Raw genomic sequence first — 25,945 nt, forward strand, 5'->3', positions numbered from 1 at the left:
AAAAATCACTTTGCAATTAATAAGTAAAACAAAAAAATCGAGCCTGTCATGTTCCAGTGACAGGCTCGATTTAACAGACGGTTCAATCGATTACGCTTCTGTTTTTTGCTTTTTTACCTGCAAATGAAGCTCGTCTAATTGCGCCTCACTTACTTCACCAGGTGCGTTTGTTAATAGACAGCTTGCACTTGCTGTTTTAGGGAAGGCAATTGTATCGCGCAAGTTTGTGCGTCCTGCTAAAAGCATAACCAAACGGTCAAGGCCTAAGGCAATTCCGCCGTGAGGAGGAGTACCGTATTCAAATGCTTCAAGTAAGAAACCGAACTGCTCATATGCTTCTTCTAATGTAAATCCAAGCGTTTTAAACATTTTTTCTTGAATATCACGCTCGTAAATACGTAAAGATCCTCCTCCAAGTTCGTAACCATTCAATACTAAGTCATATGCTTGTGCACGGACTTGTCCAGGATCGCTTTCTAACATTGGTAAATCTTCACGAACTGGCATTGTGAATGGATGATGAGCTGCGTAGTAACGGTTGTCTTCTTCGTCATGCTCAAGAAGAGGCCAATCTGTTACCCATAGGAAGTTAAATTTCGTTTCATCAATAATTCCTTGTTCTTTTGCAAGCTTTAGACGAAGAGCGCCAAGTGCATCTGCTACAACTGACTTTTTATCAGCTACAAATAAAAGTAAATCTCCTTCTTCCGTTTGAAGAGCTTCAGCAAATTGCTTTTGCTCATCTTCATTGAAGAATTTTGCAATCGGTCCTTTTAAGCCGTCAGCTTCAACTTTCAGCCATGCTAACCCTTTAGCACCGTAAATTTTCACGAACTCTGTTAGAGCATCGATATCTTTACGTGAATAGCTAGAAGCGGCACCTTTTACATTAATCGCTTTTACTTCTCCGCCGTTTTCAACTGCTGCGCTAAACACTTTGAACCCGCAGTCTTTCACAAGCTCTGATAAGTTGACTAGCTCCATTTCAAAACGTGTATCCGGCTTGTCTGAACCGTAGCGGCTCATCGCTTCATCATATGACATGCGCGGGAAAGGCGTCGTTACATCTAAATCTTTTACACGCTTCATTACTTTAGACATCATTTCTTCCGTCATTGTCATGATGTCCTCTTGAGATAAAAATGATGTTTCAATATCGATTTGAGTAAATTCAGGCTGACGATCTGCACGCAAGTCCTCATCGCGGAAGCAGCGAGCAATTTGATAGTACCGCTCAACTCCGCTTACCATTAGCAGCTGCTTAAAGATTTGCGGTGATTGAGGAAGAGCATAAAACTCTCCTTCGTGCACGCGGCTTGGCACAAGATAATCACGTGCGCCTTCTGGCGTACTTTTCGTTAGAATAGGTGTTTCAACATCTAAAAAGTCATTTTGGTCTAAGAAGTCACGAATTGTTTTTGTAATGTCATTACGCATTTTAAGCGTGTTAAACATTTCAGAACGTCGAAGGTCTAAATAACGATATTTTAATCGAACATCTTCTGATACTTCCGTTTGATCCGCAATAGCAAAAGGAGGTGTTTTGGCTTTGTTTAATACCGTAATCTGCTCAGCGTGAACTTCAATTTTACCAGTTTTCAAGTTCGGGTTAACGGTTCCCTCTTCACGAGCTACAACAGTTCCTTGCACTTCCAGTACGAATTCATTACGTACATCTTCAGCAATCTTTAGCGCTTCAGCAGATTTTTCAGGATTAAATACAACCTGTACAACTCCGCCGCGGTCGCGTAAATCAATAAAGATTAATCCTCCTAAATCACGGCGTTTTTGAACCCATCCTTTTAATAGAACTGTTTCACCTGTTGCTTGTTCTGTTACATCTCCACAGTAGTATGAACGTTTTGTCATCATGGTTCCCCCTTATACTTGTTCTTGCAAATAGCCGACCAATTGATCAATTGATACTTCTTGCTGTTCGCCAGATTCCATATTCTTTACGTTTACAACTTGTTTTGCTAGCTCATCTTCACCTAGAACAACAACAAATTTTGCTTGTACACGATCAGCTGCTTTGAACTGAGCTTTCATTTTTTTATCTTGATAATCTTTATCGGCTACAAAGCCTGCACGTCGAAGCGTATTTACAATTGAAACGGATTTTTCTTTTGCTTCATCGCCCATGGTTACTACATAGCAATCTACGCCTGTTTCTACCGGCAGCTCAATTCCTTCTGCTTCCAATGCTGATAATAAACGTTCGATACTTAAAGCGAATCCGATACCTGGTGTTTCAGGTCCGCCTATTTCTTGAATCAGCCCATTATAACGGCCTCCGCCACAAAGAGTTGTAATGGCGCCAAATCCTTCTGCTTCACTCATTAGTTCAAATGCTGTGTGATTATAATAATCTAACCCGCGTACTAGCGTCGGATCTACAACATAGTCAATGTCTAAATCGGTTAAGTACTGCTGTACTTTTTCAAAATATTCTTTTGAATAGTCGTTTAAATAATCAAGAATAGACGGCGCTGTAGCCATCAGTTCATGGTCACGATCTTTTTTACAGTCTAAAATACGAAGAGGATTTTTCTCCAATCTGCTTTGGCAGTCGCTGCAAAACTCTCCAATGCGAGGTGCAAAGTGGTCAATAAGCGCTTGACGGTGAGCTTGACGACTTTCTGTATCTCCCAAACTGTTAACAACCAACTTTAATTTTTTCAATCCAAGCGATTGGTAAAAGCTCATTAACAGGGCAAGAACTTCAGCATCAATAGCTGGATCATTTACCCCTAATGCTTCTACGCCAAACTGAACGAATTGACGGAAACGTCCCGCTTGAGGTCGTTCATAGCGAAACATAGGACCGATATAAAACAGCTTGGTTGGCTGCGTTGGATTTCCAAACATTTTATTTGAAACAAATGATCGTCCAACTGCAGCTGTTCCTTCTGGGCGAAGCGTTAAGCTGCGGTCACCTCGATCTTTAAATGTGTACATTTCTTTTTGCACGATATCTGTTGTTTCTCCCACTCCGCGCAAAAATAATTCAGTGTGTTCAAACATTGGTGTACGAATTTCTTGGTAGTTGAACGCACGGCAGATTTCTCTTGCTCGCTGTTCAACAAACTGCCAATATTCTACTTTGCCCGGTAAAATATCTTGTGTGCCTCTAGGTATTTGAACTGACATAACGTGATATGCCTCCTATATTTAAAATTTACAATACAAAAAAACTCTCGCCTCTACTATTTTTCCATAGTAGGGACGAGAGTTAATCTCACGTGGTACCACCCTAATTGAAACATATGACATGTTTCCACTCATTTCGTTAACGCACGAACACGTTCATCTCCTACTAAGTTTCCCTTTTCAGAGTGAAGCCTCCTGAGTGTTCTTTCATAAAGTCATCATGTAGAAATGCTTTCAGCCTAAGACATTTCCTCTCTAGCCATGTGTCATCTTTACTACTTTTCTCGATCTTTGGCTTATCAATATAAAAATGTTATACATTCATTTTAATTTAGCAATTGCTTTCTATATTACGAATGAAATGAGCAGTTGTCAAGCACCTTTCATGTTAAGAGCGGTCTAATTGTTTTCTTAGTTTCTGAATATCTCGAAGCGTTAAACCAAATTCAGAAGCCAATTCAAGGGATGAAGCTTCACTTTCTCTGTCAATAAAATCATGAAAATGAATGCCAAATACCGGATTTACCTGCTGAAATGATTGTTCACCTTTTTCACTAAACTTCATCGTTTCTTCCTCCCTGCCTACACTTACTTATCCTTTTATTAGCATTGCCCAAAAAAGATGTTTTTACATAAGAGAAAGGATTTTTTTTATTTTCATCGAATACTCTATTTTGTTATAAAAAGGAGGTCTATCTATTCGCTATCTAAACATGAAGTCTGTATCTGTTTTGGCTGCAAGTATCCTTTTGTTACTGTGCTCTTCCTCATTTGAGCGCCCAAACGTACCGTTGCATCACCCCATTATTGTAACAGCTGACTCTCTTCATGTACGGAGCGGTCCAGGACGTTCATTTTCAATTACAAATAAATTGACGAAGAATACAAAACTATCCGTTTCAGACCTTCAAGGAGACTGGTACTATGTAGAAAGCTCGGATATTCAAGGCTGGGTGTTTAAAAAATTCACGAAAACCGTAGCGCTCCGCAGCGTTCAGCCTAGCATGCAGGTAGCGCAGCGCCAGCCTGTTTATACGCTGAGTAAAAGCTTCCGGCACCTAAAGGGCAAAACAATTATTATTGATGCAGGCCATGGAGGAAAAGACAAAGGAGCCATCGGCACACAGGGCACATATGAAAAAGACCTCACTCTCCGAACAGCACTTATTTTACAAAACAAACTTCAAAAAGAAGGCGCACACGTCATTTTAACCCGCACCCATGATGAGTACCTTCTACTTTCACAGCGCACGCTGCAATCGACTAAAGCTGATGCCTTTATAAGCATTCACTACAACAGTACGAACAGCTCACAGCTAACTGGCCTTATGACGTATTATTACCATCAGCATCAGGACAGTCCACTCACACATTCTATTCATCAGTCCCTTATTAATCATGCAAAATTGAAAGACAAAGGAGAACGTTTTGGAAACTATTATGTTCTTCGCGAAAATACACGTCCGAGTACATTAATTGAACTGGGCTTTTTAAGCAACGAACGGGAAGAAACGTATATTAATTCCATCAGTTATCAGCAAATGATTACGTCCGCTATCGCTGAAGGACTAAATCACTACTTTCAAGAAAAAGAAAAAACGCAGGCTCATCTGTGAGCCTGCGTTTTTTCTTTGCTTTCTACAATAAGTGTGACCGGTCCGTCATTCGTAAATGATACGTCCATCATTTCGCCAAATGCGCCGGTTTCTACTCGAATATTTTTTTCTGATAATACTTTATTAAAGTAATTGTAAATCGTTACAGCATGATCTGGCCTAGCAGCTCCCATAAAGTTTGGTCTTCTGCCTTTGCGGCAATCTCCGTACAGCGTAAATTGAGATACCGATAAAATTTCCCCTTCTACATCTAGAAGCGATAAATTCATTTTGCCAGACTCATCTTCAAACACTCGCAAATTTACAATTTTGTCCGCCACATACTCTGCATCAGCTTCAGTATCGTCATGGGTAATACCCACTAAAAGCATATACCCATGCTTAATCTCACCGACCGTCTCACCTGCAACAGTTACTTTTGCATTCTTTGCTCTTTGTACGACTACTCTCATGTATAACGACCTTTCTTAATGCATAATTCGGCGAACTGAATAAATGTCTCTAAGCTGCTTAATGCGCTCAACCACTTTATGAAGATGACTGATGTTATGAATAGAAATTGACATATGAATCGTAGCCATTTTGTTTCGGTCCGATTTTCCTGACACGGCTGATATATTCGTTTTAGTCTCGTTTACAACCTGCAGAACTTCATTTAGTAAGCCTCTGCGGTCGTATCCAGAAATTTCAATTTCCACGTTAAACTCTTTGCCTTCTTTAATATGTGTTTCCCACTCTACAGGAATAAGGCGGCTTTCAGCATCATCTGTGTGAACATTTAAACAATCTGCTCTATGAACAGATACTCCCCGCCCCTTGGTAATAAAACCAACAATCTCATCTCCGGGAACTGGATTACAGCATTTAGACAAGCGAATCAGCATATTCTCTACACCCGGTACGATAACTCCGGAATCTTTTCGTTTATGCTGGCGAACACGCTTAGCTGCAGTGTCGCGTGCAATATCATCAATTTGGATCTCTTGTTCTTGATCGCGCTGTTTTCTCCACTTCTCCGTTAAACGATTAGCTACTTGAGCCGCAGTTAATCCGTTATATCCAATAGCTGCATACATATCATCTTCATTTGAGAAATTAAACTTCTCCGCTACTCGTTTGATATTATCAGCTGTTAATACTTCTTTTAAGTCAAACTCCATTTGACGTATTTCTTTTTCAACCAGCTCTTTGCCTTTTTCAATATTTTCATCGCGGCTTTGCTTTTTAAAGAATTGGCGAATTTTATTTTTTGCTTGAGACGTTTGAGCAAGCTTTAACCAGTCCTTGCTTGGACCATATGAATGCTTAGACGTCAAAATTTCGATAATGTCGCCCGTTTTCAAACGGTAATCAAGCGTAACCATCTTGCCGTTGACTTTTGCTCCAATGGTTTTATTTCCGATTTCAGAATGAATGCGATAGGAAAAATCAATTGGAACAGAACCCGAAGGAAGCTCAATGACGTCCCCTTTAGGTGTAAAGATGTAAACCATGTCAGAAAATAAATCAACTTTTAGAGATTCCATAAACTCTTCTGCATCGTTTGCATCATTTTGAAATTCTAAAATTTCTCTAAACCACGTTAACTTCTCTTCAAACGAAGCATGCTCAGCTGTTTTTCCTTCTTTGTAAGCCCAGTGAGCAGCAATCCCATACTCAGCAATTTGGTGCATGTCAAACGTTCGAATTTGAACTTCTAACGGATCACCTTTTGGTCCGATAACCGTCGTATGAAGAGACTGGTACATATTTTGTTTTGGCATCGCAATATAATCTTTGAAACGCCCTGGCATTGGCTTCCAGCACGTATGGATAATTCCTAACACCGCATAGCAATCTTTAATGCTATTTACAATAATGCGCACAGCTAGTAAATCGTAAATTTCATTAAACTGCTTGTTTTGCAGTGCCATTTTACGATAGATGGAATAAATATGTTTTGGACGTCCTGAAATTTCTACTTTAATCGACACTTCATCTACCTGCTCACGAACTTCATCAATCACTTCAGCCAAATATTGCTCGCGTTCCGCACGCTTTTTCTTCATCAAATTTACAATGCGATAATATTGCTGAGGATTTAAGTAACGTAAAGCTGTATCTTCAAGCTCCCACTTAATTTTTGAAATACCGAGACGATGAGCAAGAGGAGCAAAAATTTCAAGCGTTTCATTTGAAATGCGTCGCTGCTTTTCCTGCGGTAAATGCTTTAGCGTACGCATGTTATGAAGGCGATCCGCAAGTTTGATCAGTATGACTCGAATATCTTGAGCCATCGCTACAAACATTTTGCGGTGATTCTCAGCCTGCTGCTCTTCTTTAGACTTATATTTAATTTTTCCAAGTTTCGTTACGCCGTCTACTAGCATTGCTACTTCTTCGTTAAAAGCTTTTTCTAAATCTTTTAATGTTATCTCTGTATCTTCAACCACATCATGTAGAAATCCAGCTGCAATTGTTGCTGGATCCATATCTAAATCAACTAAAATTCCTGCGACTTGAATCGGGTGGATAATATATGGTTCACCCGACTTGCGATATTGTTCTTTGTGAGCTTCTTTTGCAAAATCATATGCTTTTTGTACAAAAGCCACATCTTCTTCACTTAAATACCGCTTCGTATTGTCAATGACCTGTTCCGCTGTTAGGACTTGCTCATTTGCCATGAAATCACCTTTTATCAACTAGCATTTTTAATTCATATTGTAACTATTATCTTGAAAAAATCCAAGGATGTAAAGCCTTTGCGTTTAATTTATGAAATTTACATCATTTCCATTTTACGTATTAACGTTTTTTAACGAAAAAAGAGCACCTGTATCAGGTACTCTTTTTTATGTGATCGTTCTTCTTAATACGTCATTAATGTGAATACATCGTAACCGTCTAGTTTGTCACGGCCATCAAGGTAAGAAAGTTCAATTAAGAACGCAGCTCCAACGACAATTCCGCCTAATTCTTCGACAAGCTTAATTGTCGCTTCAATTGTACCGCCTGTTGCTAATAAATCATCTGTAATCAATACGCGCTGACCTGGCTTAATTGCATCTTTGTGAATCGTTAATACGTCTTTACCGTATTCTAAACCATAATCTACTTTGATTACTTCACGCGGTAATTTTCCTTCTTTACGAACAGGTGCAAAACCGATACCTAACGCATATGCTACTGGACAACCAACAATAAATCCGCGAGCTTCCGGACCTACAATAATATCAACTTGTTTATCATTAGCATATTTTACAATCTCATCCGTTGCTGCACGGTATGCATCACCGTTATCCATTAATGTTGAGATATCTTTAAATGTAATACCTGGTTTTGGCCAGTCAGGTACAATTGTAATATAATCTTTAAAATTCATTCTAATGTTGCCTCCTCATTCAATCGAACGCTTAAAAATATCTTGAAATTGATTTTTAAGCTGTACATATGACGTATAAATAAAGTTTTTTTCTATTTCAATCTGCTGCTGTTTTTGGCGATAAGTCGCAGATTCTATTAAATCACGTTTCGCAGAATTTTTCACTAACGAAATTAAGCCATTGTTTATTGTAACAAATTCTAACTCAAAAAACACCTTTGCCATAAAATCAATCGTTTCTTTTGACCAGCCCTTATGAATCGCTAAATCCTCTTTGTAGCGTTTTAAATCAAATGGACCCTTTTTCGCTAAAAAGCCGTAAAACCATTTAAAATGATCGCGAGTTGGGATTGTATCAAAATAATGGTCTTCTTCCGTTAGGAAAATAGCGTATATCCTAGAAGGGATACCTTGAACAAACAAACATTCAAGCCACTTCTGTGAAGGAGGCAAATCTAATAAAACGATCTGTTCTCCTGCAAACATACACGCTTTTGCCTGTTCTTCATTTTGAATAAGAACAACATGCTCCATCGGCAGCAGCGACTTATATTTATCAATTGTTGAAGCGTGAAAAGCAACAACTTTCATTTGATCCGTAAATACCTGCTGAAAGAAACGTTTGACATCAACTGCACTGCGATAATCAAACATCTGCCATTCATCTACAGAAATATCTTCCACCATCAGCTGCGGCTTGCGCATATTGTTCCACTCATTAATAGATAGTTCACCTACTAATGATACTTTAGCTATAGGAGATACTTCATCTAATATATAGCCTAACCCAAATCCTACTGCATCAACCGATACGCCGCTGTCTTCAAATACGAGTTTTAAATGGTTTTTATTAGCACCAATTTTCCGCATAGATGTTGTATGAACATCTTTAATGAGAACTTTTGGCTTCGGGTTATGCATACCAAATGGAGCCAGCGCACTCATTTGTTCAATGTTTTCCAGCGTGATTTCCTCTGTTGTGCATACTGTATCAACTGATGTAATTGGAATAAAATCCTGTTCGGTTAACACGTTGCTTGCTTGTTCATTAAGACGTCTGCGCAGCTCTTCTACATCATCGCTGTTTAATGTCATGCCGGCTGCCATTGGGTGCCCTCCAAAATGCGGCAAAATGTCACGGCATTTAGATAAGTTCGCGAATAAGTCAAAGCCTTCGATACTTCTTGCTGAACCTTTGGCAATACGGTTTTCAGAGTCAATACTTAGTACAATTGTTGGTCTGTAGAACTTTTCTACGAGCCTAGAAGCGACAATTCCAACAACGCCTGCATTCCATCCTTCTCCCTCTACAATAAGAACGCTGTTTTCATCCGGAGGATACATACCTTCGACAAATTCAATGGCTTCTTCTGTAATATCGTTTACGATTTGCTGCCTTTCCTTGTTTAACGTATCAATTTCTTTAGCTAAACCTTTTGCCTCTTCAGCATTTGTCGTCATAAGCAAATGAACAGCTGGATCGGCATCTTGGAGACGTCCTACTGCATTAATGCGAGGAGCCATTGCAAATCCGATTGTATCCTCATTAATTTCTTCACGTTTTACTCCACATACGCTCAGCAGCGCTTCAATTCCGGTGCGCTTCGTCAGCTTGAGATAGTCAAGACCTTTGCGAGCAATTAAGCGGTTTTCGTCGACTAAAGGAACCAAGTCAGCAATCGTCCCAATTACTGCTAGTTCTAACAAATGTTCCGGAAGCTCCCCTAACAGCGCATGAGCGAGTTTAAAAGCGACTCCTACACCTGCCAGTTCTTTAAATGGATATGTACTTCCCGGCAGTTTTGGATGAATAATTGCATAAGCATCCGGTAAAACCGGCCCCGGCTCGTGGTGATCAGTAATAATTAAATCAAAGTTTAATTCACGTGCATACGCAGTTTCTTCGACTGCCGAAATACCTGTGTCTACCGTAATCACCAGCTGATAGCCGCCTGCGCTTATTTTATCAAATGCTGCCTTATTCGGCCCATAACCTTCTGTAAAGCGATTAGGAATATAAAAATCAACATCAGCGCCAAGCTGCTGTAAAGCAGATAACATAACGGAAGTGCTGCTGACGCCGTCAGCATCGTAATCTCCATAGATCATAATTTTTTCATTATGATCAATTGCTTGCTGAATACGAGCTACTGCTTTGTCCATATCTTGCAATAAAAACGGATCGTGGAACGTTTGTGCATCAACGTGTAAAAACTCACGTGCCGCTTCTACTGTTGTCATGCCTCTATTAAGTAATAACGAAGCTACTAGAGGTGTAATATTGAGGTTTTCTACAAATTCATTAACAAGTTGTTCATCACATTCTTGAACATTCCAACGTTTTTTTGACTGTAACATGTCTCTTCACCCCTTAACCCACATTATTATACTAGAGTGGATGAAATGGAGCAACGAAAGAAAATAAGCACATTTTTCTGACAGTACGGCTTGAATTTTCACGCACAAAAAAACGTGCGAACACTTCGCACGTTTTTGAATTACTTGCTTTCTACTTCTTTTTGTTCCTCACGCTTCAACTGTTTTCCTTTCCACACAAGCCATAGCTGAGCAGCAATAAACACAGATGAATATGCACCAAGGATTAAGCCTACTAACAGGGCAATTGAGAAGTTTTGAATTGACTCACTTCCGAATAGAAGAAGTGCTACAACTGCAATTACAACTGTTAACACGGTGTTCATTGAGCGAGTAAACGTTTCACGCAAGCTTAGATTTACGATAAATGCCAAATCGTCAAACGTTTTGGATTTAAATTTCTGCATATTTTCACGAATGCGGTCAAACGTAACGATCGTATCGTTAATTGAGTAACCAACAATCGTCAAGACAGCAGCAATAAACGTTAAATCAACCTCTAACTTCGTTAAGCTGAAGACCGTCACGATAAAGAACGCATCATGCAACAGAGCAAGCACGGCTGCAAGCGCCATGTAAAACTCAAATCGAATCGTTACATAAATGATAATTCCGATTGAAGCAATTACAATCGCCATCATTGCATTTTTCGCTAATTCTTTTCCAACTGTCGGTGAAACGGTGCTTACATTTGGTTCAGAACCGTATTTATCTTTAAAGTGATCTTTTAAATTGGCAATTTCTTTTTTATTCAAGACCCCAACTACACGTACGACACCCGTATCATTACTTTTTCCTGTAATAACTACGTCATCTGTTTCGATATCAAGAGACTTCATTTCGCGCTGTATCTCAGCCTGCGTAACGGTATGATTTGCCGGAATCTCTATGCGAGTTCCGCTCGTAAAGTCGATACCGAGGTTCAGCCTGAATACGGCAACCGAGATAATGCCGATAATGACGAGCACGCTCGAGAACGTGAAAAATGCTTTACGGTATTTAACAAAGTCAATTTTATCCCACGCTGTAGGTAAAACGGTTGTGCCGTCATCTTTGCTTAAATCGTGAATTTGCTCTTTCTTCACGCCAAAGTAGCCTGGTTTTTTATCAAACCAGCGGCTGTTTACTAAAAGACTCATTAGTAAACGAGTACCATAAACAGCAGTTACAAAGCTTAGCACAATCCCGATCATTAACGTTGTGGCAAATCCTTTTACTGAACTTTGACCATAAAAGAATAATACAAGAGCCGCTAACATCGTTGTAATATTGGCATCAAAAATGGTCGCAAGTGAACGACGATTCCCTGCCCGGTAAGCCGATATAACAGATCTTCCTGTTTTTAGTTCATCTTTAATCCGCTCGTAGGTAATGATATTCGCATCTACTGCCATGCCTACACCGAGAATAAGAGCCGCAATACCTGGAAGCGTCATAACCACGTGCATCCAGTCAAATACCACTAAGTTTAAGTAGATATAAAAACTGAGTGTAATAACGGCAATAAGCCCCGGTAAACGATAGAAAAACAGCATGTAAAGGAATATAACTCCAATCCCGATAATACCCGCTAGTATAGTCGTGTGAAGAGCTTCTTCTCCAAACTGTGCTCCAACGGATGTAGAGTATAGCTCATCTAATTTAACCGGGAGCGACCCGGCATTTAGCAATTCCGCCAGCTGCGTTGCACTTTTCACTGTGAAGTTGCCACCTGAAATCTCAACATCTGGCTGTGTTAACACGCTGCTAACAGAGGCTGCAGATAGATACTTCGGATTTTGTTTTGTCGCTTCTTTTTGGTACGAGTCTTTTCCTTCCTCATAATCCAGCCAAATGACAATTAAATTGTTAGGTGCTGGTTTTTGAGAAAGCTCTCGCGTGATCTTTTCAAATTTTTTCGCATTTTTTAACTTTAGTGAGACGCTAGGCTGATTGCTTTGGTCAAACGATTGCTTTGCTCCGCCTTGCGCTAAGTCTGTACCATCCATCAGCACCTTATCGTTCACGTCACGGAACGTTAAGTTTGCTTGAGTTGATAACAGATCCCTGGCCTGCTTTTGATTCGTGACACCAGCTAGCTGAACGCGGATACGGTCGTTTCCTTCAATTTGAATGCTGGGCTCACTAACTCCCAGTACATCGACACGTTGACGCAGCGCTTCAACCGTGCTGTTAAGTGCCTTTTTGTCAATGACATCGCCTTTTTTAGCTGGACTGACTTTATATAAAATTTCAAATCCACCTTGAAGGTCGAGGCCAAGTTTAATATCTTTTGTAATTCCAGTCATCGTTGTTCCGATTGTACTAAACACAAGCAGTACTAAGAGGAAAAAGGCAACGATACGTCCTCTTTTAACCATCGACAGAAAATCCTCCTTCTTATGTAAAAAACATGAAATGATAACAATAGATAAATGACCAATCTAATTATCATTCATAACCTAATGTCTGTCAAATAAAGACCTTATCAAATTTTAATACATGTATTTTACAAGCTTTACTTTAATAATTCTTTCCAGTCTTCTCCATTATTAACACTTGAGAACATATCAGATTTATAAGATTCAATTGTTACATAACTCATCACCTGCGTGATCTTAACAGATAAAATATCATTTACAACTTGATGGAGAGATAGCTCCTTTTCTTTTTTCCATTTTTTCATTTCTAAATAACTCAATAAATCGTTCTCCGTTACTTCTTCATATCCAAGCATATGAAATTCTTCCATTTTGCTGGATAAGACAGGCTGTATAAGTTCTTTCGAAGCTGAAATAAATGGATGTGTCATATCGATCCTCCTTTCCGTTTGACATTTTGCGTAAAATTTCTTTCTCGTATGAGGAATACTTGTCATGCTTGGACACCGGGGGCGCATATATTCACTGTATAAACCTCAAGAAAGCAGTGAGTATATGTCTAAATTTTTACAGGGAACTATTATTTTAATAATTGCTGGCTTAATTACACGTGTACTCGGGTTTGTCAATCGAATTGTGGTGGCTCGAATGATTGGAGACGAAGGTGTGGGACTTTATATGATGGCGGTCCCCACGCTGGTATTAGTAATCACCTTAACACAGCTTGGGCTACCGGTTGCCATATCGAAGTTAGTGGCAGAAGCAGAAGCTTTAGGTGACAGGCATAAAATAAAAAAAATACTTGTCGTCTCTTTAAGTATTACGTGCACGCTGAGCGTTTTATTTACGCTCGGACTAATATTATTCGCTCCCGTTGTAGCAAAAACCTTCTTTACAGATTCACGTACGATCTATCCGCTGCTTGCGATTATTCCAGTTATTCCAATCATCGCCGTCTCGTCTGTCATCCGCGGATATTTTCAAGGAAAGCAGCAAATGAAGCCTGCTGCTTATTCTCAAATTATCGAACAAGTGGTGCGCATTACGTTAATTGCCGTATGTACAAAAGCATTTTTGCCTTATGGAATTGAGTACGCTGCGGCTGGCGCTATGCTCTCTTCCGTATTTGGAGAACTAGCTTCACTGTTTTATATGGTGTTTATGTTCAAGCGAAAGAAGAAAATAACGGTAAGACGAAAATTTTTTGCTTCTTTACATGCAGGCAAAGATACGTTCTTTGACTTAATGCGAATCGCTCTTCCTACGACTGGAAGCCGCATGATTGGGTCAGTTTCTTGGTTTTTAGAACCGATTGTAGTAGCTCAAAGTTTAGCAATTGCAGGAGTAGCGACAGCTGTAGCAACGAAGCAGTACGGAGAATTAACAGGCTTTGCACTCCCTCTCCTGATGTTGCCTTCTTTTGTAACAGTGTCTCTGTCCACTTCTTTGGTTCCCGCAATCAGTGAATCTCTTGCACAGAATCAAATGAAACAAATCGAATATCGGCTTCATCAAGCTCTCCGCTTGTCGTTTGTAACAGGCGGACTGGCCGTTGTTGTTCTTTATGTATTTGCTAATCCGGTAATGGAATTGATGTACGGTTCTGACAAAGCTGCTATTTTTGTCAAAGTAATGGCGCCTTTTTTTATCTTTTACTACTTTCAAGGGCCGCTTCAAGCTGTTTTGCAGGCACTAGACCTTGCAAAAGCCGCCATGATTAACAGTTTTATAGGAGCAGCGGTCAAAACATCTCTTATCTTCTTACTCGCAACTCAGCCCAATCTAGGCATTATGGGAGCTGGCCTTGCAATTGTTGTCGGAATGATGCTTGTCACTCTTTTACACCTGTCTACGGTCATGAAAAAAATCACGTATAAGCTTCATGTGTTTGAGTATCTTCGCAGTTTTGCTGTAATGGGAATATCAGGTTTTATCGGACACTTCGCTTATATGAATCTTTTCACTTCCATTCCTTTAAGCTTACGAACCGTTTTATCAATTGCACTGACAAGCTTTGTATATGTCCTGTTTTTGCTTCTTTTTAGACTGATAACAAAAGAAGAATTAAACCGTTTTTCTGTTTTACGTTATTTTAAACGAAAATAAAACGCGGAGCAATCCGCGTTTTATTGTTTTACATCTACTAAATCTATAAAAAACTTTCCATTGTCATAGCTGCAATATGAAATTTTATCTAAGTTTGAATACCCACGTTTTTTCAGTTCTGTCCTTAACCATTCCGTTGTTTTATGTTCATGCAGCAGATGCTCTTCTTGAATAACGCCGTCAATGATAAAAGGCAAATTCAAATTGCCTTTTTCACCTGATTGCTGATCTTTTTGAAACACGGATAGCCTTCCTGAAGATTCTAAAATGGCAAATTCAACATCAGCTACATTTTTTATATTTTTATCTCGCAGCTGCACGAGCAAATCATTGAAGTTATATCGCTGCCTTTTCATTTCATGTTCGTTTATTTTTCCATTTTCAATAATAATGCTAGGTTTGCCATCAATAAAATTTCGCATTCGATTGCTTTTAAGAGACCATATAGCTAAGCCGATTTGAATAATAAGAAGCGTTAACATCGGAAGAATTGAATGCAGCAAAGGATCTTTTGGATTTTCAATAGCCATTACTGCCATTTCAGCAATCATAATAAAGACCACTAAATCCAATATGCTCAGCTCCCCTATTTCCCTTTTGCCCATAACGCGAAAAATAATTAAAACTACTACATATAAAAGAACGGTTCGCGCAACCATGATCAATAGTTCCACTGCAAAGACCTCCTTTATGTATTCCCTTGTAGTTTGTACCATTTATTTTAAAATAGCCTTACTTTTATGCGTCTATTTTGAAGTCATCCCGAATATGCTCGTACTAAGGGTTCACCTATCTTTTTATTTCATGAGGGGGAAACAAGTTGGGTGCAAAACGAATGAGCAACGCTGTATTTGCAGGAGTAGCAACAATCTTGGTAATGGCCTTAGCGATTAGCATTATCTTTTCGCTTATTTTAAAATTCACATCGCTTGAAGAACAATCCGTACGTTTATTTTTGCTTATTCTCTCATTTATTACACTGTTTATCGGAGGATTTATCGCGGGAGGACGAAACGGTTCAAAGGGACTTCTTGTTGGAGGAGCCACTGGTATTTCTTATTCTTTTTTAATGTTTTTACTACAATTCCTCGGCTATAGTCACCTGTTTTCTGCACAGCAGCTTTTATTTCACGCTGGATTTATTGGAGTCGCTATTCTCGGGGGAATTGTTGGCGTAAACATTGCCGGTTCACGAGAAGCATAAAAAAACGTCACGTACATGTACGTGACGTTTTTTTATTAATCTACGCTTCTTACTTCACGAATAGCATTGCGGTCAAACGTTAATTTTGAACCGTCAGTGCTGCGAACCACAACTTGTGACTCATCAATTGCGTCTACCAAACCGTGCATACCGCCAATTGTAACAACCTTATCACCTTTTTTAAGTGCTGATTGCATTTGCTGTACGTTTTTTTGACGTTTTTGCTGTGGACGGATTAACAAGAAATAGAAAATGACAAACATTAAAAGTAATGGCCAAATATTTTGTAAAACACCCATGAAAACTCCTCCTTTTATTTATATTATCAACAGGTACTCATTCATAAATTTGATGAAAATTCCTGTAGTGACCTAGAAATTCTTTGCGTCCGGGCCGTTAAACCCATATTTTTCAAAGAACTCATCGCGGAAATCGCCAAGTCGGTCTTCGCGAATGGCTTCACGGACTTGCTCCATTAAGTTTAGCAGAAAATATAAGTTATGGTAAGATGTTAAACGAATTCCAAACGTTTCATTACAGCGAATTAAGTGGCGAATATACGCTCTTGAATAATTTTGACACGTGTAGCAGTCACAGTTTGGATCAATCGGACCGAAGTCTTCTGCATATTTTGCATTTTTAACAACAAGACGACCTTCGCTTGTCATAAGCGTTCCGTTACGTGCAATACGCGTTGGTAATACGCAATCAAACATATCAATCCCGCGAATCGCTCCATCAATTAACGAGTCAGGTGATCCTACTCCCATTAAATAACGTGGTTTGTCAGTTGGTAAGTATGGCGTCGTAAACTCAAGCACACGATTCATTACATCTTTTGGTTCTCCAACTGACAGCCCTCCCACAGCATAACCTGGGAAGTCCATTGAAACTAAATCAGCTGCACTTTGACGGCGTAAATCTTCAAACTCTCCGCCTTGAACAATCCCAAAAAGACCTTGGTCTTGAGGGCGGCTGTGAGCCTCAAGGCATCGCTCTGCCCAGCGGCTTGTGCGTTCAACTGAACGTTTTAAGTAGTCATATTCTGCTGGATAAGGTGGGCATTCATCAAATGCCATCATAATATCAGACCCAAGCGCATTTTGAATGTCCATCGCTTTTTCTGGAGATAAGAAAAGCTTGTCTCCATTCAAATGGTTGCGGAAATGAACGCCTTCTTCTTCAATACGGCGCAAATCACTTAAGCTAAAAACTTGGAAGCCGCCTGAATCCGTTAAGATGGGACGATCCCAGTTCATAAATTTATGAAGGCCTCCCGCTTTCTTAACAATTTCATGACCTGGACGAAGCCATAAATGATACGTATTACTTAAAATAATGCCTGCCCCCATTGCTTTTAAATCTTCCGGAGACATTGTTTTTACTGTAGCTAATGTGCCTACTGGCATGAAAATAGGCGTTTCAAATGAGCCGTGAGGCGTATGGACAATCCCTAAACGCGCTCCTGTTTGTTTACAAGTTTTTATATGTTCGTAACGAATTGCTGTCATTGATGTATTCCTTTCATGTTAAATTACAAAATTAGCATCGCGTCGCCGAAGCTGAAAAAGCGATACTTCTCTGCTACAGCTTGTTCATAGGCAGAAATGACGTTTTCTCTTCCTGCTAAGGCACTTACAAGCATAATGAGCGTAGATTTTGGAAGATGGAAATTTGTAATCATTCCATCAATTGCTTTAAATTCATACCCCGGGAAGATAAAAATATTGGTCCAGCCTGAAGAAGCAACAAATTTGCCGTTATGCTCAGTCGCAATCGTTTCAAGGGTACGGGTAGAAGTTGTGCCTACTGAAATAATGCGACCGCCTTTTTCGCGTACGCTGTTTAGTAAAGCAGCGGTTCCTTCACTCACTTGATAAAACTCTGAGTGCATATCATGCTCTTCTAAGTCGTCAACGCTGACTGGACGGAATGTACCCAATCCAACATGAAGCGTTAAAAATGCAATATGCACACCTTTTTCTTTTAACTGTTCAAGCATCTCTTCTGTAAAGTGAAGACCTGCTGTTGGCGCTGCTGCAGAACCTTGTTCGCGAGCAAAAACCGTTTGGTAGCGTTCTTGATCATCCAAGCGCTCTTTAATATAAGGAGGCAGCGGCATTTCTCCCAGTTGTTCTAGAACCTCATAAAAGATGCCTTCATAGTTGAATTCTAACAAACGTCCGCCTTGGTCGCTCGTTTCTTTACATACAGCTGTCAGACGTCCGTCACCAAACGAAATAACCGTGCCTTCTTTTACTCGCTTAGCCGGTTTTACAAGTGTCTCCCACGTATCGCCTTGTGTTTGTTTTAAAAGCAATACTTCAATATTAGCACCTGTATCTTCTTTTGTCCCAAATAACCGTGCAGGAAGAACACGCGTGTCGTTTAACACTAAACAATCTCCTGCTTGCACATAATCAAGAAGGTCATGAAACATATGATGCTTCACACTTCCTGTTTCTTTGTTTAATACCATGAGCCTTGACGCATCTCGCTGCTCGAGTGGTGTTTGCGCAATCAATTCTTCTGGTAAATGAAAATCAAATAAATCTACTTTCAAAATGTTCACCTGTTTCTACTTAATTATTTAAATCTGCCAATTACATAAAAAATAAGTGATAACACAACGCTTACTAGAATACATGTCACAATCGGGAAATAAAAGGTTGTATTTCCTTTTTTGATAAAAATATCGCCAGGAAGCTTGCCAACAAACTGCCATAACAGCCCAATGACGACTAAAATGCCCCCTAATGTGATAAGCATCTTAGGCATATCATTCACTGATCAGGCACCTCCAGCTGAAAATGACCATAAACCAAAGGCGTCACAATTCGTCCTCGCGGCGTCCGCTGCAAAAAGCCGATTTGCAATAGATACGGCTCGTATACGTCTTCAATTGTGTGAGACTCTTCACCAATAGTAGCCGATATTGTGTCTAACCCTACAGGTCCGCCCCTAAATTTTTCGATAATCCCTCTTAATAATTTATGGTCAATATGATCAAGACCTAAACGGTCCACCTGCAACATTTCTAATGCTTCGTTGGCAAGCCTTTCGGTTATGGCTCCGTCTCCTTTGACCTGAGCAAAATCTCTGACTCTTCGAAGCAAGCGATTCGCAATACGCGGAGTTCCCCTAGCACGCCTAGCCATCTCAAACGTAGCTTTCTCATCAATCTCTACATCTAAAATAGCGGCTGTCCTTTCTACTATCGAAGCAAGATCTTCTTCTTGGTAATATTCTAAACGGCTTAAAACGCCGAAGCGATCACGCAAAGGAGAAGATAAAAGCCCGGCTCTTGTCGTTGCACCTACTAGCGTAAACGGAGGCAAATCCAGACGGACGGAGCGTGCACTCGGTCCTTTTCCAATAACAATATCCAAACAGAAATCTTCCATTGCTGGGTATAGTACTTCTTCAACCGAACGATTTAATCGATGAATTTCATCAATAAAAAGCACATCTCCAGGCTCTAAGCTGGTTAAAACTGCGGCTAAGTCGCCTGGACGCTCAATGGCTGGCCCTGAGGTCGTTCGGATTTGCACGCCCATTTCATTAGCGATAATAGTAGCAAGGGTTGTTTTCCCCAATCCTGGAGGACCATATAAGAGCACGTGATCTAACGTTTCGCTTCGCATTTTGGCAGCTTTAATAAAAATGTCCAGATGGGATTTTACTTTATGCTGACCAATATACTGCTGTAAGGTTTGCGGCCGCAAACTCTGCTCGATGATTTCTTCTTCACCAAGAACATCTCCCGTTACAATACGATCGTCCATTTTACTCCTCCCTTACTTATTGTTTCAATAATCGTTTTAGCGCTTCTTTAATATACTGATCCGTTGTCATCGTTTCCTTCATTAAAGCCGGAACAATTTTTTTGATTTCTCTTTCTGCATAACCTAATACTTTAAGTGCTTCAATCGCTTCATCGAGGGCTTCTGAACTTTGAGATTTGACTTCTTGTGCGTCCAAATCTGCAAATAAAGAAGGGACGGCATCTGGTACAATATCATGCAGCTTTCCTTTTAAATCTAGAATCATCTGTCGAGCTGTTTTTTTACCTACTCCTGGAAACTTAACTAAAAACTTCTCGTCTTCCTCTTCCACAGCTTGGACAACCTGCGCTGGATTACCTGACGCTAAAATAGCTAAACCGCCTTTTGGGCCGATTCCTGACACGCTAATTAACTTCATAAATAAATCCTTTTGTTCTCGGGAAGCAAACCCGTAAAGTGCAATTACATCTTCTCTTACATATTGATAGGTGTAAACCGTCTTTGGTTGTTCATCAATTGAAAATACATATGGATTCGGCGTAAAGACTTGATAGCCTATCCCGTTGTTTTCGATTACTACATACTCAGGATTTATATATGTAACAGTGCCTTTGATATAATCAAACAATAAGCTCTCTCCTTAATCACGTACGCGCGGGCAGTGACCTTCAACTTTGCCTACGAAGAATCCTGCCCGCATCGTTCTCTATTTTCCTTTAAAGTTGCTTTTTAAAAAGACGTTCAAGAGAACGTTTGCCTCTTTTCATCTTTGTCAACCCACTTTTACAATAGCTGTAAATAATAGAACCGCCCACTTGTATTGATGAATGACCTTTTAAAATATATACAATACTAGACTGCTGAATACCATTTTAACATACCGCCAAAAGCAAATAGAAGCAATTTAGAATGTTGAATTCAATAATTATTTTACCATACTAAAAAACGGCTGCTCGATTGAAAGCGGCCGCTGCTGGAGCTGATAGATTTTATAGAAATTAATGAGGGAAAGATATTCATCTTTTGATTGAACGCGAATACCTTTCTTTAATTGTTCATGCTGATAGCTTTCAAGCCTTTTGATGTCAATTTGAAAAAACGACTGTATAATGTGCTGCGACGAAGCTGGTTTGCCTTCAAATGCTGAGAGAATACCGTTAACAGAAAGCCCTACGTAACCGTTCTCTTTTAAAATAGGTGAAATATCGTCTATGCTCGTTCTAAAAACTAGCTCTTGATCCGTTTCTTTAAGCAGTCGCCAATTTTTATATTTTTTCATTAATTGTTTTTTCGTCATAGAAGGGCTTTTGATCATCTCTTGACTTACGACTCCATCCACATACACGCGCTCAAGAAATAATGTCATCGGCTCCTTTTCATTCGCATCTGCACGGTATGGCATTATACAAAGCACAATACTTACTAGCATTAAAAAAGCTGCTTGATGAATGACTTTCTTCACTCACCTTCACCTCACACGTTAATCATACTCTTTTTAGTATTATCTAAAAAGGTTTTGTGAAAATCTACACTAATAGTTTGACCTACTTATTTTCTTTTATCCTCTTATTTTATTAAGCAAATCCTTTTCACGATATTATGTTAAGAAAACATGGATTATTTGTTACATTTGCACACTATTTGTAAAATTTTCTCTTGAACGTTTTAATTAAATTTTCGCAGGGTATGTACATAGTGGAAGTAATTGTAAGAACTTCTATTATCTATTTTCACAAAAAAGGGAGCTGAAGTAATGAGAATGAATAAACGTGTAGTCGGAACTTTTTTTTCAGAGAAAGAAGCTTTAGATGTTATCCATAGTTTAAAACGTCAAGGTTATCGAGAAACAGACATTATGGTTATTTCTAACAGTAAAAGCAATACATTTCAAATAGGTCATGATACAAATGTAATTATTGAAGCTGGTTCACCTGCCGTAAGTTCATTAGCTGGCGTCATGATGGATAACTTTTTTACCATGATGACAGGCGGCATGGGACTCAAACAAGGCAACGGCTTGAAATCAAAATTAATCCGAATGGGCATACCAGACATCTCAGCCGTGCAGTGCGAGACAGATGTAGCTGCTGGTAAAATTCTAATCTTGATAGATGCCGTAAGCTCTGAACAAACTCCAGCGTACGGAACCTATACGGAACACAACGAACATAGAGCCGTCCAACTGCGTGAAGAAAAATTAGATGTCTTAAAAGAACGCGTCCAAGTCGGTGAAGTAAAACTCCACAAAAAAGTAATAGAGGAAGAAAGAACTGTACACGTTCCTGTTACAAGAGAAGAGTTTTATATTGAACGCCGCCCTGTAGTTGACGGAGACTATAACGCTGGGCCACTTACAGAAGATGAAATTATTCGTGTTCCAATCATGGAAGAACGAGTAGAAATAACCAAAAGACCAGTTATTGTTGAAGAAGTCATTATAGGAAAAAAACTTATTCAAGAAACAAAAGAATGGACTGAAACGATTAAGAAAGAAGAAGCAAGCGTAGAACCTGATGGACTCGCGAGCCCTGAAGTGTACGAAAATATGATGAACTATACAGACCATACTTACGCTCAAGTTTCTGCAGCTCTAGCAAGCGACGTGGAAGCTGAATACGATAATAGTCAGACAACTAACAACGAGAAGCCAAACACACAAGCTAATGAGACAAGCTCTTCTGCAAAAAATGTAAAAAATACAAAGAGTGTCGCTACGGCACCAGCAGATACGAAAAAAAGAGAAGGTCGCCTCAAACAAAATGAAACTAACGCTCAAAAGGAAGAAGCGGAATCCAAAACAACAAGCAAATCTGCTTCTAACAAGAAAAATTAATAGTTACATGTTCGAGGAATAGCTGCCTGGCTTCAATGGCAGCTTTTTTATATGTCTTCTCATCAAAAAAACAGCCGTCTTTCACAGACAGCTGCTTCTTTATTTAACGATGTTTATGATTGACATTCTCATCAACTGATTCAAATAGACCATTGAAATTAGTTTGAATCGTATTTCGGTCTTTTCCATTTCGAATATCGTCATCAAGAGAGCGAGCGTTCATAAATACATCATGATCTACTTTTACTTGAACATTGTAGTCCTTTGCAATAGGCTTTACTTTATCGAGCACGTTTTGTTTTAAACGGCCGTTATTTATGTCTTTGGCCGGATCTACAGCAACTAATAGCTGATCTCCACGGACAACGGCGCGGCTATTTTCTACACCTTTAACGCTTGCAGCTCGATCAGCCACTTTTTCCGTAAAGTCTCTTGGATAATCTTCACCATAATACATATTAGCAACGCCATTTGTACGATCATTTGTATTATTGATGTTTCCATAAGGGTTTGTCGGATTGTCAAAACGTCCATCACTTACGTTTAACGGATAATTAGGTGTTCCATTTCCATCTAAAACTTCAGTCATTGGACCTTTCGGATTATCTACGCGATGTTCATTCTCTTTTTCATTTGTATGATACCCAACAGGCTGTGTCGTATCTGTATAGCGCTGCTCCATACCTTGGTCTTTGTTATTGCAAGCACCAAGTCCCATCATACATGCAAAAGCTAAAGAAGTTGCTACATACCTATTCAACATAATCGCCCCCTAATTTAAGCTCTATTTACTCTGAGCTTACTCTTAGGATTAAAAGACGAGCCGTTTCTTATTCGATGAAGTGTTTATAAACTCTTTACATGTCATGTAGGTTTTGTAAGTGCTGGTAAATCACTCGATAAAAACGTGTACGCTGTGACCATTCTTCAACTGATTGCTGCATTAACTTTTGGCGGTTTGCCCATGATAAAGCAGAGGCGTTTATATTCCAGTTTCTCATCAGCATCGATGGAAAGAGCAAAGAAGCAAGGAAAAAACGCTGCTTGCTTAATTCTTTTATTTTCGAGTGTTGAAGTAGTTCTTTCATCGACCACTGGACATAAGGCAAAAAGCGCTGGACGAGCTGAACATAGTCATAAAGAGCAGGAGCTTTAGCCGATAAGTCAAAATCAATCATAACAATACCTAAGTGGTTTGTTTTCAAGAAATTATGTGAAGCAACGTCACCATGAATAATGGAGTGGTTCAACTGACTATCTCTGAAACGCTCCATTAAAACTAAAGCTTTTTCCCCCCAAGTCACAATATCTTTATATACATGAAATTGATTACACTCTTTAAATATATACGACGTTTCTCGAAAAGAAGAAAGCCGCTTTTTCCATTTTAAAATAAGATCATATTCAGGAAGCTTTGTATACGCAGCTATTTTCTTTTTACGAACTTCTCCATGATAGCGGATCAATGTTTGTAATACCTCTTCCCGATCCTGAAAACTTTCGTACGTTATCTCTTTTACTTGCTTAACAAAGGGCATCATCGCCCAATACAAATGACGGTCCTTTATATAAAGTTCACCTTCTGGGTAAGTTTCAAAATTAACCGCATACCCCTGCTTAATTTGAGATAAAACGTGATAAACATGTTCAATTTTACCTTTGTCTCTGTATGCTTTTATTACTTTTCTTCCTTTATTCGTATCCGCTATGATGACGTGAGGCTTTTTCATACGGTAGGTCTCAACGTGAATATCTCTTTTTTTCAAATAGAGAAAGAGACGATTTAAATTAAAATCGTCTCGTCTATAATAATCAATCTTCATCTTCGTCGTACTCATCATATTCTGGAATACTAAATGCATTTGGGTCAAACGCAGGATACGGAGGTACACCAATCATGCCATATGGGGCTGGATAGAGTGCCCTTGGATCCTGAAAGCCGTAAGGTACCGGCTGCTGATACTGTGGATAAGGCTGCTGTGTGGCATAGTCGTCAGGTCTTGGTTCACCGCAGCCGCAGTCTCCTTGCTGCTGTGGGGCATAGTGCTGCCCATAATGGTAAGGCACGTTTCCAAAACCTTCGGAAGAACTTTCATAATGTCCACCTGTCATGGCTCCCTGCACTTGTGGATACATTGGTGCTTGATGATAGGCCGGATAAACGGGCTGCTGATATCCCCATGGAGGCGGACAAGGAGAGCATTGTACCGGTCCATAGCAGCTGTGTGGCATCATTGGATACATTGGCATAGGGGACATATGAGCACCCATTGCATGTTCTTCAAACGATTCGTTTTCATAACCGTGATGATACATTGGAGCCTGTTGATACATTGGCATTGGATACGGCTGTGGTGCATACATTGGCGGATGACACGGCATATAATTAAATCCGTAGCCTGGCATCACAGGCGATATCGGCGTGATTGGATAACATGGCATTTGAGGAGGCATTTCGATACTCTCCATTTCAGGACTTTCTGGCGATTCATGCTTTGGCAGTTCTTTTGGCGCTTCTTTTTTTGGAGCCTGCATCGCCATATTAACCGTGTAATAGTTGTTAATATCAATCTCAGGTGCAATCGGCTTTAATTTAGGAAGCTTTGGTGCAACAGGCATTTCTTTTTTAGGCTGCGCAATTGGTGCCTCTTTTTTAGGCTGCGCGACCGGCGCTTCTTTCTTTGGCTGCGCAATGGGCGCTTCCTTTTTCGGTTGAGCAATCGGTGCTTCTTTCTTTGGCTGCGCAATTGGTGCTTCTTTTATCGGCTGCATAAACGGCGTCTGAGCAGGCTGATTAGCTGATTTATTGTCATCTGAACTTTCATCAATTTCCGTTACTGGATAAGCTTTAGTGGATTGGTCACTATAAGGGTGTTGAATTTTAGGCATTTCTTTTATACCAGGTGAAGGAGCTCCTTCTTTTTGAACAGGCACTCCGCTTGTCGGCACTTTAATTTTCATTCCAGGCATGATCATGTCTGGATTGCTTAATTGAGAATTCGCTTTTTTTAACTCTTCAAAATTAACCCCATACTTTTCAGCGATTTTCCAAAGGGTATCCCCTTTTTGAACGATATGGATTTTCAACGTCATTCCCCTCCCGAGTAGAGTCTCTGCCATCTATATGTGCAAAATCAAAGTAAGTTCTGTT

24 protein-coding genes and 1 other annotated feature are annotated in these 25,945 nt (G+C 39.7%); of the genes, 4 read left to right on the forward strand and 20 right to left on the reverse strand.

From position 1 onward, the window contains the following. Positions 1–90: 90 nt before the first annotated feature. From aspS to U9R83_RS23085, 3 genes are all read right to left on the reverse strand, one after another. Positions 91–1,869: an aspartate--tRNA ligase gene (gene aspS / locus U9R83_RS23075; RefSeq protein WP_013059303.1), complete on the reverse strand. Its 1,779-nt coding sequence runs from the start codon at positions 1,867–1,869 to the stop codon at positions 91–93. Between the two features lie 12 nt (positions 1,870–1,881). Continuing rightward, positions 1,882–3,150, reverse strand: a complete 1,269-nt coding sequence (hisS, locus tag U9R83_RS23080) for a histidine--tRNA ligase (RefSeq protein ID WP_014458141.1) — start codon at positions 3,148–3,150, stop codon at positions 1,882–1,884. A 68-nt stretch (positions 3,151–3,218) separates the two neighbouring features. After that, positions 3,219–3,451: a binding site (T-box leader), on the reverse strand. An 87-nt stretch (positions 3,452–3,538) separates the two neighbouring features. Then, complete coding sequence (locus U9R83_RS23085) at positions 3,539–3,715, reverse strand: hypothetical protein (RefSeq protein WP_013059305.1); 177 nt, start codon at positions 3,713–3,715, stop codon at positions 3,539–3,541. Between the two features lie 166 nt (positions 3,716–3,881). Between U9R83_RS23085 and U9R83_RS23090 the strand changes: the two genes are divergently transcribed. After that, positions 3,882–4,766, forward strand: a complete 885-nt coding sequence (locus U9R83_RS23090) for an N-acetylmuramoyl-L-alanine amidase (protein WP_328575427.1) — start codon at positions 3,882–3,884, stop codon at positions 4,764–4,766. Here U9R83_RS23090 and dtd read toward each other — a convergent pair. The 6 genes from dtd to U9R83_RS23120 all read right to left on the reverse strand — a co-directional run bounded on the left by dtd (position 4,757) and on the right by U9R83_RS23120 (position 13,297). Then, a complete protein-coding gene (gene dtd, locus U9R83_RS23095) occupies positions 4,757–5,218 on the reverse strand; it encodes a D-aminoacyl-tRNA deacylase (RefSeq protein ID WP_014458139.1) in 462 nt (153 codons plus the stop codon). The genes U9R83_RS23090 and dtd overlap by 10 nt on opposite strands. A gap of 15 nt (positions 5,219–5,233) precedes the next feature. Continuing rightward, on the reverse strand, positions 5,234–7,432 hold the full coding sequence (locus tag U9R83_RS23100; RefSeq protein WP_014458138.1) for a RelA/SpoT family protein: 2,199 nt from the start codon (positions 7,430–7,432) through the stop codon (positions 5,234–5,236). A gap of 185 nt (positions 7,433–7,617) precedes the next feature. Next, a complete protein-coding gene (locus U9R83_RS23105; RefSeq protein WP_013059309.1) occupies positions 7,618–8,130 on the reverse strand; it encodes an adenine phosphoribosyltransferase in 513 nt (170 codons plus the stop codon). 15 nt (positions 8,131–8,145) lie between these two features. Beyond that, positions 8,146–10,488: a single-stranded-DNA-specific exonuclease RecJ gene (recJ, locus tag U9R83_RS23110; RefSeq protein ID WP_014458137.1), complete on the reverse strand. Its 2,343-nt coding sequence runs from the start codon at positions 10,486–10,488 to the stop codon at positions 8,146–8,148. Positions 10,489–10,628: 140 nt separating this feature from the next. Continuing rightward, positions 10,629–12,866, reverse strand: a complete 2,238-nt coding sequence (secDF, locus tag U9R83_RS23115; RefSeq protein ID WP_014458136.1) for a protein translocase subunit SecDF — start codon at positions 12,864–12,866, stop codon at positions 10,629–10,631. 137 nt (positions 12,867–13,003) lie between these two features. Next, entirely contained in the window at positions 13,004–13,297 is a 294-nt protein-coding gene (locus U9R83_RS23120) for a post-transcriptional regulator (RefSeq protein ID WP_025750585.1), read from the reverse strand. 64 nt (positions 13,298–13,361) lie between these two features. Between U9R83_RS23120 and spoVB the strand changes: the two genes are divergently transcribed. After that, positions 13,362–14,972 (forward strand): stage V sporulation protein B, encoded by a 1,611-nt coding sequence (spoVB, locus tag U9R83_RS23125; protein ID WP_014458134.1) that lies wholly within the window; start codon positions 13,362–13,364, stop codon positions 14,970–14,972. Positions 14,973–14,992: 20 nt separating this feature from the next. Here the strand turns inward: spoVB and U9R83_RS23130 are convergent, their stop codons facing one another. Then, positions 14,993–15,646: a DUF421 domain-containing protein gene (locus U9R83_RS23130; RefSeq protein ID WP_405083506.1), complete on the reverse strand. Its 654-nt coding sequence runs from the start codon at positions 15,644–15,646 to the stop codon at positions 14,993–14,995. Positions 15,647–15,792: 146 nt separating this feature from the next. Between U9R83_RS23130 and U9R83_RS23135 the strand changes: the two genes are divergently transcribed. Continuing rightward, a complete protein-coding gene (locus U9R83_RS23135; protein ID WP_014458132.1) occupies positions 15,793–16,176 on the forward strand; it encodes a TIGR04086 family membrane protein in 384 nt (127 codons plus the stop codon). Between the two features lie 35 nt (positions 16,177–16,211). On the opposite strand, the gene yajC is transcribed toward U9R83_RS23135, so the two are convergent. The 7 genes from yajC to U9R83_RS23170 all read right to left on the reverse strand — a co-directional run bounded on the left by yajC (position 16,212) and on the right by U9R83_RS23170 (position 21,423). After that, complete coding sequence (yajC, locus tag U9R83_RS23140) at positions 16,212–16,475, reverse strand: preprotein translocase subunit YajC (RefSeq protein WP_013059316.1); 264 nt, start codon at positions 16,473–16,475, stop codon at positions 16,212–16,214. Between the two features lie 72 nt (positions 16,476–16,547). Then, entirely contained in the window at positions 16,548–17,687 is a 1,140-nt protein-coding gene (gene tgt / locus U9R83_RS23145) for a tRNA guanosine(34) transglycosylase Tgt (RefSeq protein WP_013059317.1), read from the reverse strand. A gap of 23 nt (positions 17,688–17,710) precedes the next feature. Continuing rightward, the gene (gene queA, locus U9R83_RS23150) at positions 17,711–18,739 is read right to left on the reverse strand and encodes a tRNA preQ1(34) S-adenosylmethionine ribosyltransferase-isomerase QueA (protein WP_042991871.1); all 1,029 of its coding nucleotides are present in this window, start codon (positions 18,737–18,739) and stop codon (positions 17,711–17,713) included. Positions 18,740–18,762: 23 nt separating this feature from the next. Then, positions 18,763–18,963 (reverse strand): DUF2905 domain-containing protein, encoded by a 201-nt coding sequence (locus U9R83_RS23155; RefSeq protein WP_028411697.1) that lies wholly within the window; start codon positions 18,961–18,963, stop codon positions 18,763–18,765. Beyond that, on the reverse strand, positions 18,960–19,961 hold the full coding sequence (gene ruvB, locus U9R83_RS23160) for a Holliday junction branch migration DNA helicase RuvB (RefSeq protein ID WP_013085106.1): 1,002 nt from the start codon (positions 19,959–19,961) through the stop codon (positions 18,960–18,962). Before ruvB ends, U9R83_RS23155 begins: the two co-directional genes overlap by 4 nt. A 16-nt stretch (positions 19,962–19,977) precedes the next feature. Beyond that, complete coding sequence (gene ruvA / locus U9R83_RS23165; protein WP_013059321.1) at positions 19,978–20,589, reverse strand: Holliday junction branch migration protein RuvA; 612 nt, start codon at positions 20,587–20,589, stop codon at positions 19,978–19,980. A gap of 297 nt (positions 20,590–20,886) precedes the next feature. Beyond that, entirely contained in the window at positions 20,887–21,423 is a 537-nt protein-coding gene (locus tag U9R83_RS23170) for a BofC C-terminal domain-containing protein (protein WP_014458131.1), read from the reverse strand. A 291-nt stretch (positions 21,424–21,714) separates the two neighbouring features. On the opposite strand from U9R83_RS23170, the gene U9R83_RS23175 reads away from it, so the two are divergent. Next, complete coding sequence (locus tag U9R83_RS23175) at positions 21,715–22,794, forward strand: YsnF/AvaK domain-containing protein (protein ID WP_014458130.1); 1,080 nt, start codon at positions 21,715–21,717, stop codon at positions 22,792–22,794. Positions 22,795–22,897: 103 nt separating this feature from the next. Here the strand turns inward: U9R83_RS23175 and U9R83_RS23180 are convergent, their stop codons facing one another. From U9R83_RS23180 to safA, 3 genes are all read right to left on the reverse strand, one after another. Then, the gene (locus U9R83_RS23180) at positions 22,898–23,557 is read right to left on the reverse strand and encodes a YhcN/YlaJ family sporulation lipoprotein (RefSeq protein WP_014458129.1); all 660 of its coding nucleotides are present in this window, start codon (positions 23,555–23,557) and stop codon (positions 22,898–22,900) included. A gap of 94 nt (positions 23,558–23,651) precedes the next feature. After that, positions 23,652–24,617, reverse strand: coding sequence for a phosphotransferase (locus U9R83_RS23185; protein WP_226554878.1), 966 nt, complete (start codon positions 24,615–24,617; stop codon positions 23,652–23,654). Further along, a complete protein-coding gene (gene safA / locus U9R83_RS23190; protein ID WP_014458127.1) occupies positions 24,607–25,887 on the reverse strand; it encodes a SafA/ExsA family spore coat assembly protein in 1,281 nt (426 codons plus the stop codon). The genes U9R83_RS23185 and safA overlap by 11 nt, the downstream gene beginning before the upstream one ends. Positions 25,888–25,945 lie beyond the last annotated feature (58 nt).

The organism is Priestia sp. LL-8 (assembly GCF_036227845.1).
Classification (GTDB): domain Bacteria; phylum Bacillota; class Bacilli; order Bacillales; family Bacillaceae_H; genus Priestia; species Priestia zanthoxyli.

What these genes read in the sequence shown, in the direction of transcription:
- safA (WP_014458127.1), bottom strand. Translation starts at nt 25,887, where the DNA reads ATGACGTTGAAAATCCATATCGTTCAAAAAGGGGATACCCTTTGGAAA.
- secDF (WP_014458136.1), bottom strand. Translation starts at nt 12,866, where the DNA reads ATGGTTAAAAGAGGACGTATCGTTGCCTTTTTCCTCTTAGTACTGCTT.
- U9R83_RS23180 (WP_014458129.1), bottom strand. Translation starts at nt 23,557, where the DNA reads ATGTTGAATAGGTATGTAGCAACTTCTTTAGCTTTTGCATGTATGATG.
- hisS (WP_014458141.1), bottom strand. Translation starts at nt 3,150, where the DNA reads ATGTCAGTTCAAATACCTAGAGGCACACAAGATATTTTACCGGGCAAA.
- aspS (WP_013059303.1), bottom strand. Translation starts at nt 1,869, where the DNA reads ATGACAAAACGTTCATACTACTGTGGAGATGTAACAGAACAAGCAACA.
- U9R83_RS23120 (WP_025750585.1), bottom strand. Translation starts at nt 13,297, where the DNA reads ATGACACATCCATTTATTTCAGCTTCGAAAGAACTTATACAGCCTGTC.
- spoVB (WP_014458134.1), top strand. Translation starts at nt 13,362, where the DNA reads ATGCTTGGACACCGGGGGCGCATATATTCACTGTATAAACCTCAAGAA.
- yajC (WP_013059316.1), bottom strand. Translation starts at nt 16,475, where the DNA reads ATGGGTGTTTTACAAAATATTTGGCCATTACTTTTAATGTTTGTCATT.
- U9R83_RS23175 (WP_014458130.1), top strand. Translation starts at nt 21,715, where the DNA reads ATGAGAATGAATAAACGTGTAGTCGGAACTTTTTTTTCAGAGAAAGAA.
- tgt (WP_013059317.1), bottom strand. Translation starts at nt 17,687, where the DNA reads ATGACAGCAATTCGTTACGAACATATAAAAACTTGTAAACAAACAGGA.
- U9R83_RS23100 (WP_014458138.1), bottom strand. Translation starts at nt 7,432, where the DNA reads ATGGCAAATGAGCAAGTCCTAACAGCGGAACAGGTCATTGACAATACG.
- dtd (WP_014458139.1), bottom strand. Translation starts at nt 5,218, where the DNA reads ATGAGAGTAGTCGTACAAAGAGCAAAGAATGCAAAAGTAACTGTTGCA.
- U9R83_RS23105 (WP_013059309.1), bottom strand. Translation starts at nt 8,130, where the DNA reads ATGAATTTTAAAGATTATATTACAATTGTACCTGACTGGCCAAAACCA.
- ruvB (WP_013085106.1), bottom strand. Translation starts at nt 19,961, where the DNA reads ATGGACGATCGTATTGTAACGGGAGATGTTCTTGGTGAAGAAGAAATC.
- recJ (WP_014458137.1), bottom strand. Translation starts at nt 10,488, where the DNA reads ATGTTACAGTCAAAAAAACGTTGGAATGTTCAAGAATGTGATGAACAA.
- U9R83_RS23085 (WP_013059305.1), bottom strand. Translation starts at nt 3,715, where the DNA reads ATGAAGTTTAGTGAAAAAGGTGAACAATCATTTCAGCAGGTAAATCCG.
- U9R83_RS23185 (WP_226554878.1), bottom strand. Translation starts at nt 24,617, where the DNA reads ATGAAGATTGATTATTATAGACGAGACGATTTTAATTTAAATCGTCTC.